Here is a 7,309-nt window from a genome sequence, read left to right on the forward strand (position 1 = left end):
GAATGTGATTGCGCTCTTGGGGGCTGTCGTAAACCAGCCTAGAGGTTCGGGCCTGTTTTGTTCTCTGGTAAAGCAGAGCAGGCCCAGGGCTACTGAAAGCCCGCTCCGTACCGCTTAGCGGTCGGAGCCGGGTAGTTTACTGCTGCCTATCCATTACGCCCAAGTCTGGTCACTCTTGAGGGTAATGGGGGAGCAACAACCTATTGGTTGAATCCATGGGATCCCAACCGGCGGGCCACCAGGGCGGGAAGTTGAGCCAACGGGATCCCTTCCAGAACTTCTGCTGCAAAAGCGCAGGTGAGAAGTTGCCTGGCCTCAGCTTGGGGAATACCCCGGCTTTGCAGATAAAAGATCTCTTCCGCCTCCAGTTGGCTGACGGTGGCCCCGTGGGCACACTTGACGTTGTCGGCAAAGATCTCCAGTTGTGGCTGGGTGTTGACCCGCGCTTTGGGGCCTAGGAGCAGGTTGCGGTTGGTCTGGGCGGCGTCCGTCAGTTGGGCCTCTCGGCTCACCAGAATCCGTCCGCTGAAGACCGCATGGGCCGTCTCGTCCACAATGCACTTGTGCAATTGGCGGCTGCTGCCGTGGGGGGCCTGATGCACCAGGCGGGAGTGGGTGTCGCTGTGCTGGGATCCCTTCAGCAGCGTTAGCCCCTGCAGTTGGGTGTGGGCCTGGGCTCCGGCTTGGGTGATCTCCAGGTTGTGGCGAGAAAACCGGGATCCCCACTGAATCGCCTGGAGGCGGTAGTGGCTGTCGCAGCTTTGGCGCACGGCGGTCTTGTTGATGTGGAAGGCTGGGGATCCCTGCCTTTGCAAAATCACATGGTGCAAACGAGATCCCTCTGCCAGGGCGATCTCCGTAACCGCGTTGCCAAAGGGGATCCCGGATCCCAGGGATACATGATCTTCGATCAGCGTGAGGGAGCTGTGGGCTTGCAAAGACAGCAGGCAGCGGGGCTGGGCCAAAACGGCCTCTCCCTCAGGAGCCACCGTTATGAACAGCAGGTGCAGCGGTGACGGAACTTCCTGGCCGGGCTGTAGGCCAATCTGGATCCCATCTCCCAGATGAGCGGTGTTGAGGGCCGTAAACACATCCGTCTTGGCCAGGGTTTGCAGCAACTCCCCTGGGGCTTGGGCTAAAGGGATCACCTGCAAAGCGGTGGGCAGGCCGCTCAAATCAGAAAGCTGGGGGGCAAAGTAGCCGTTGACGAACACGGCGCGGCTATAGCTGGCTTCCGGCCAAAGCCAGGGCTCTAGGGTTGCCGCATCCAGAGCCGGATCCGCCGCGACAGCCAGGCGAAACTCGTGGGCCAGCAGCGGCGAGAGATCGCTGTATTTCCAATCTTCTTCCCGTGGGGTCGGGATCCCCAGTTCGGCCAATTGGGCGCGGGCCTGCTGCCTAAGGGTGGTGTAGGGATCCTGCCTTTCCGGGATTTGGCCGAGGATGTGCTCCAGGAATAGGCGGCTCTCTGGGGCAAAAGGTTTGGGCAAGGTGGCGCTCATCCCTCTTTCTCCTGCCGAGATGTCGCAGCTGCCGGTTCTTGACCCGACTGAGTTTTGATCCAGTCGTAGCCCCGTTCCTCCAGCTCCAGCGCCAAGGTCTTGTCCCCACTGATGACGATACGACCCCCCTCCATCACGTGCACGTAGTCGGGGGTAACATAGTCCAGCAAGCGTTGGTAGTGGGTGATCAAGAGCATGGCATTCTCAGAGCCGGCCAGTCGGTTGATGCCGTGGGCCACAATGCGCAGCGCGTCGATATCCAGACCGGAATCCGTCTCGTCCAAAATGGCCAGCGTGGGCTCCAACACCGCCATTTGCAGGATCTCGTTGCGCTTTTTCTCGCCGCCGGAAAAGCCCTCGTTCACAGAGCGCTCCAAAAAAACGGGATCCATTTTGACAATATCCAACTTTTCCCGTACCAGGTCGTCAAAATCCAGAGCATCCAGTTCCGGCTGATCCCGATATTTCTGGCGAGCGTTGTAGGCGGCGCGCAGGAAATCCAAGTTGCTCACCCCCGGAACCTCGATGGGGTATTGAAACGCCAAGAAGATCCCTGCCCAAGCCCGCTCCTCCGGTTCCATTTCCAGAAGATTCTTGCCCAGATAGAGGATCTCGCCTCCTGTCACCCGGTAGTCGGGGTGGCCAGCCAAGATCTTGGAAAAAGTGCTTTTTCCAGAACCATTGGGGCCCATGATGGCGTGGATTTCTCCGGCGCGAATTTCCAGGCTCAACCCCTTGAGAATGGGGGTGCCATCGATCTCGGCGCTGAGATCTCGAACGGATAAGATAACAGGGCTGTTTTCGCAGATCATAGCTAGACTCTAGAGTTGCCACTGAAGGGCAGGGATTGGAAGGTTAAGGGATCCCTAAACCAGGTTTGGATTTTGGGCCTAAGGATCCCCTATAGCTCTATTGGGAGTGGCGATTGAGGATATCCCGGATCTCTGTCAGCAAAACCACTTCTGGTGGGGGCAATGTGGGAGGAGATTCTTCCTCCTTTCGCTGTAGGGTGTTGATCGCCTTCACCAGTAAGAAGATGGCAAAAGCGATAATCACAAAATCAAACACAGCTTGCAGAAAGCTGCCGTAGTTAATCGTAACTGGGTCTTCAGGACTTCCACCGATTTTCCAGACCAAGTTCTGGAAGCTCACTCCACCAATCATCAAGCCTAAAACTGGAGTAAACAGATCTGCTACAAAAGAAGTCACAATCTTCCCAAAAGCACCTCCAATAACAACGCCAACAGCCAAATCTAAGGCATTGCCCCGGCTAATAAAGTTTTTGAACTCCTCCAGAAATGCCCTCATGGGGAACTTCTCCTGCCTAGCCTTACGGTTCAAAACTCCTTGATTATCCCCTCTCCCCCCCTGCATCCATGCGCTGTTTGCAACGTCGCCAAGCCCTTGGGCCGCCTCTGGCTTCAGGGGATCACAGCCCTCTGCCTTGGGAGTTACCTAACCCCTTACCCTTCTCCTGAAAATGGCAGCGCCTGCTCCCACAGCGTGTCAGCGGCCTCGCCCACTTGCTCAGCTTCGCATTGGGAGCAATCCCCTAGCCGACGGATCCCTCTAACTTCAGGCTCAGCAACCGATCGGCTTCTACGGCAAACTCCATCGGCAGTTGGTTGAACACTTCTCGGCAGAAGCCGCTGATGATCATGGACACGGCATCTTCCATGCCGATCCCGCGGGACTGGAAGTAGAACAATTGCTCCTCTCCAATCTTGGAGGTGGAAGCTTCGTGCTCCACTTTGGCGGTGTTGTTTTGCACCTCAATATAGGGGAAGGTGTTGGCGCTGCACTGATCCCCAATCAACATGGAATCGCACTGGGAAAAGTTGCGGGCCCCTTCTGCTTTCGGCCCGATTTTGACCAGGCCGCGGTAGCTGTTTTTGGAGTGTCCCGCCGAGATGCCCTTGGAAATGATTTTGCTGCGGGTGTTGCGGCCCACGTGAATCATCTTGGTGCCGGTATCGGCCTGCTGGTAGTTGTTGGTTAGGGCAACCGAGTAAAACTCGCCCACCGAGTTTTCCCCCACCAACACGCAGCTAGGATATTTCCAAGTGATGGCCGAGCCGGTCTCCACTTGCGTCCAAGAGATTTTGGAGTTGGCCCCCTGACACAGGCCGCGCTTGGTTACAAAGTTGTAAATGCCCCCTTTGCCGTTTTCATCGCCGGCATACCAGTTCTGCACCGTGGAGTATTTAATTTCGGCATTGTCTAGGGCGATCAGCTCCACCACCGCCGCATGCAGTTGGTTGGTGTCGAACATGGGGGCAGTACACCCTTCCAAGTAGCTGACGTAGGATCCCTCGTCGGCAATGATCAGGGTGCGCTCAAACTGGCCCGATTCGCCGTTGTTGATGCGGAAATAGGTGGAAAGCTCCATGGGACAGCGCACCCCTTTGGGCACATAGACAAAGGATCCATCACTGAACACTGCCGAGTTCAGCGCCGCGTAGTAGTTATCAGCAATGGGAACCACACTGCCCAAGTACTTGCGCACCAGCTCCGGATACTCCCGCAGTGCCTCCGACATGGAGCAGAAGATCACGCCTTCCTTGGCCAGCTTTTCCCGGAAGGTGGTGGCTACCGAAACGCTGTCGAAGATGGCATCCACCGCCACATTGGCCAGCCGCTTCTGTTCAGACAAGGGGATCCCCAATTTCTCGAAGGTCTCCAGCAGCACCGGATCCACTTCGTCCAGGCTCTTTTTCTTGGGCTGCACCTTGGGGGCCGAGTAGTAGACAATGTTTTGGTAGTCAATGGGCGGGTAGCTGACGTTGGGCCAGGTGGGCTCGCTCATCTTCAGCCACTGGCGGTAGGCCCGCAGCCGGAACTCTAGCATAAAGTCCGGCTCCCCTTTCTTGGCCCAGATCTGCCGAATCACCTCTTCGTTCAAGCCTTTGCCAATCGACTCAGAGGGGATGTCGGTTACAAAGCCGTACTTGTAGGGCTGGTTGACCAGGGCGCGGACGCTCGTAGACATGGATGGCTCTCGGGTAGTGACAGGGTAGAAACGCGACTAAGACAGATGGCCAAATAAAACAACAGAGTTGTTGTTTAACTGATCCTCAGGTTACTTTAGCAATGATCCCGTTGTCAAAATAGCAGAGAGCTGTGCTGGCAGCGGCAGCCGATTAACCCAGTCTAACCAGGAGGGCGAGGGTGGACAGCACGCGCAAGATCACCGGGCAGGTCGCTCAACCCGCTTCGAGTAAGCAGGCCATCTTGGTCTACCTGCGCAAGGCGGGGCAGGCCAACGCCCAAACGCTGGCAGAGCACCTGCGCATTTCTCCCCAGGCCATCCGCCGCCACCTCAAGGATCTGGAGGCAGAGGGGTTGATCCAACATATCGCTCAACCCAATGGCCTAGGCCGCCCCCAGCATCTCTATCAGCTCAGTCCCTTGGGAGAAGAGCAATTTCCCGCCAGCTACGATGAGTTTGCCCTTGGTCTGCTCAACACCCTGGCCGAAACTCTGGGATCCGAGCAGATGGGATCCCTTCTCCACCACCAGTGGCAGCGCAAAGCCCGGGAGTATCAGGCCCAACTGGGATCCGGATCCCTGCGGGAGCGGCTGGAGCGTTTGGTGCAGTTGCGCCAGGCAGAGGGTTACATGGCGGAGTACTACCCCTATCCTGCCGACCTGACTGTGCCGATGGCAGCAGAGGGATCCGAGCCTTACGTCGAGCAGTATGTGTTGGTCGAGCACAATTGCGCCATTGCCCAGATTGCCCACACCTTTCCCAGCGTCTGCGGCCACGAGCTGGAGATGTTTGCTGCCGCCTTGCCCGATTGCCGAGTAGAGCGCATCACCTGGCAGGTGCAGGGAGAACACCCCTGCGGCTACTGGATTGCCAAGCCGGCGGCTCGGTCGGCTTAAGACTTCCCGCTGGTCTCTCCGCCAGGAAACCGGATCCCTGAGGTGTCAAACGAGGTTTTTTCGGGTATAGTTATCTCGTACAGGTTTTAAGTTTGCTCTCCGCATGGTCTGGCGCGCTTCCTTTTTTGGCTACTTTACCTTTCCCTGGCAACGACCAGGGCGGAAGGGTGGCGCGTAAACTAAAGACCTAGGTTTACCCGAGTCAGTCCTGAAGCCCTGAGCCCAGCGCCAGGGCTTTTTTGATGGCTCGACGACCCCATCCACCCACTTGCACACTAAGGACAGTTCCATGCCCCCCCAAACCGACAATTGCAACATCCAAGAGGTGACTCCCTTGATTGCCCCTGCTGCTGTCAAGGCCAAGCTGCCCCTTACGGAAACGGCAGCCCAGGTGGTGCTCTCCACTCGGCAAGCCATCCGCGACATCATCCACGGACGGGATCTCCATCGCTTGGTGGTGATCGTCGGCCCCTGTTCCATCCACGATCCCGCAGCGGCTCTGGAGTATGCCCATCGCCTCAAGCGGGTGGCCGACCAAACTCGGGAGCACCTGGTGATCGTTATGCGCACGTATTTTGAGAAACCCCGCACCACGGTGGGCTGGAAGGGCCTGATCAACGATCCCCACCTGGATGGCTCCTGCGACATTGCCACCGGCCTGCAACTGGCCCGTTCCATTCTCTTGCAGATCAACGAGCTGGGCCTGGCCTGTGCTACCGAGATGCTGGATCCGGTGACCCCTCAGTACACGGCAGATCTGGTGAGCTGGGCGGCCATTGGCGCCAGAACCATCGAAAGCCAAACTCACCGGGAAATGGCCAGCGGCCTCTCCATGCCTGTGGGCTTCAAAAACGGCACCGACGGGCGGCTGGAAATTGCGCTCAATGCCATTCTCTCCGCCAGCCATCCCCACAGTTTCCTGGGCATCGGCCAAGATGGCATGACGGCTTTGGTAAAAACCACCGGCAACCCGGATCGACACATTGTGTTGCGGGGGGGAGGGGGCAAGACCAACTACGGCCCGGAAGATGTGGCGCGGGCGGCACTGCTGATGAAGGATCAAGGGATCCCTCGCTCGGTGATGGTGGACTGCTCCCATGACAACTCCCACAAAAATTACCGCAACCAGGGATCCGTCTGTCGAGCGGTGCTACAGCAGTACCAGGCGGGGCAGCGGGCTCTGATGGGGCTGATGCTGGAGAGCAACCTCTACCCGGGCAAGCAAACCTGGCAGGAAGGGGCGCCGCTCCAGTACGGGGTTTCCATCACCGATGGCTGCATCGGCTGGGAAGAGACGGAAGATCTGTTGTGGGAGATGGCAGCGACCGTAGAGGGGAGAGCGTTGGCCCTCAGCCATTGAGGGATGGGGATCCCGGAGTTTGTTAAAGAATCAAAAAGGAAATGGGAACAGGGGGCAACCGGCTCCTAAGGTCGAGCCAAGGTTTCGTTGTTTCGCCAGGCCCTGCGGGATAGGGTCTCCAGGTCGAGCTGGGAGGTTGTGATGGAGCTACAGATCCCCACCAGTGTTAGCAGCGACGGTCAGCAGCCCTATCCGGATCCCGATCGGATCCCTCGGCAACCCCCTGAGCAGTTGCGGGATCGGCTGATCGTCTCCGGCCTGCGCTACTACGGTTATACCGGCCTTGATGAGGCGGAACGGGCTTTGGGGCAATGGTTTGAGGTGGATTTCGAGTTGTGGGCGGATCTGCGCCCGGCTGCTCTCAGCGGCCAACTGTGTGATAGCCTCGACTACCGTTCTGCAGTGGCCGGGATTGCGGAACTGGTGAAAAGCAATCAGCTAGAAATCGCAGGAGCCCCGCACTGTACCCGTAGGGTCAGTGTCGGGAGGAAGGCGGAAGTTACGATAGAACCATGACCCAAGTCCTGACCGTCTCCTGTAAGCTCAAGGTGTCCCAGTCGCA

The 7,309-nt window shown here is 57.9% G+C and carries 7 protein-coding genes; 3 read left to right on the forward strand and 4 right to left on the reverse strand.

What is annotated here, in order from left to right:
- Positions 1-200: 200 nt before the first annotated feature.
- The 4 genes from sufD to sufB form a co-directional block, all read right to left on the reverse strand.
- On the reverse strand, positions 201-1,502 hold the full coding sequence (gene sufD / locus NW840_RS10665) for a Fe-S cluster assembly protein SufD (protein WP_414344178.1): 1,302 nt from the start codon (positions 1,500-1,502) through the stop codon (positions 201-203).
- Positions 1,499-2,314 carry a Fe-S cluster assembly ATPase SufC gene (gene sufC / locus NW840_RS10670; protein ID WP_414344180.1) on the reverse strand — a complete coding sequence of 272 codons (816 nt, stop codon included), beginning with the start codon at positions 2,312-2,314 and terminating at the stop codon, positions 1,499-1,501. Before sufC ends, sufD begins: the two co-directional genes overlap by 4 nt.
- 97 nt (positions 2,315-2,411) lie before the next feature.
- Complete coding sequence (mscL, locus tag NW840_RS10675; RefSeq protein WP_414344182.1) at positions 2,412-2,810, reverse strand: large-conductance mechanosensitive channel protein MscL; 399 nt, start codon at positions 2,808-2,810, stop codon at positions 2,412-2,414.
- 244 nt (positions 2,811-3,054) lie between these two features.
- Positions 3,055-4,491, reverse strand: coding sequence for a Fe-S cluster assembly protein SufB (gene sufB, locus NW840_RS10680; protein ID WP_099883711.1), 1,437 nt, complete (start codon positions 4,489-4,491; stop codon positions 3,055-3,057).
- Positions 4,492-4,670: 179 nt separating this feature from the next.
- On the opposite strand from sufB, the gene sufR reads away from it, so the two are divergent.
- The 3 genes from sufR to NW840_RS10695 all read left to right on the forward strand — a co-directional run bounded on the left by sufR (position 4,671) and on the right by NW840_RS10695 (position 7,263).
- The gene (gene sufR, locus NW840_RS10685; protein WP_414344186.1) at positions 4,671-5,387 is read left to right on the forward strand and encodes an iron-sulfur cluster biosynthesis transcriptional regulator SufR; all 717 of its coding nucleotides are present in this window, start codon (positions 4,671-4,673) and stop codon (positions 5,385-5,387) included.
- 289 nt (positions 5,388-5,676) lie between these two features.
- Entirely contained in the window at positions 5,677-6,747 is a 1,071-nt protein-coding gene (locus NW840_RS10690; RefSeq protein WP_414332215.1) for a 3-deoxy-7-phosphoheptulonate synthase, read from the forward strand.
- A gap of 141 nt (positions 6,748-6,888) precedes the next feature.
- Positions 6,889-7,263, forward strand: coding sequence for a dihydroneopterin aldolase (locus tag NW840_RS10695; RefSeq protein ID WP_414344188.1), 375 nt, complete (start codon positions 6,889-6,891; stop codon positions 7,261-7,263).
- Positions 7,264-7,309: the final 46 nt, after the last annotated feature.

The organism is Synechococcus sp. R5-13 (assembly GCF_047462015.1).
In the GTDB taxonomy this organism is placed as follows: domain Bacteria; phylum Cyanobacteriota; class Cyanobacteriia; order Thermostichales; family Thermostichaceae; genus Thermostichus.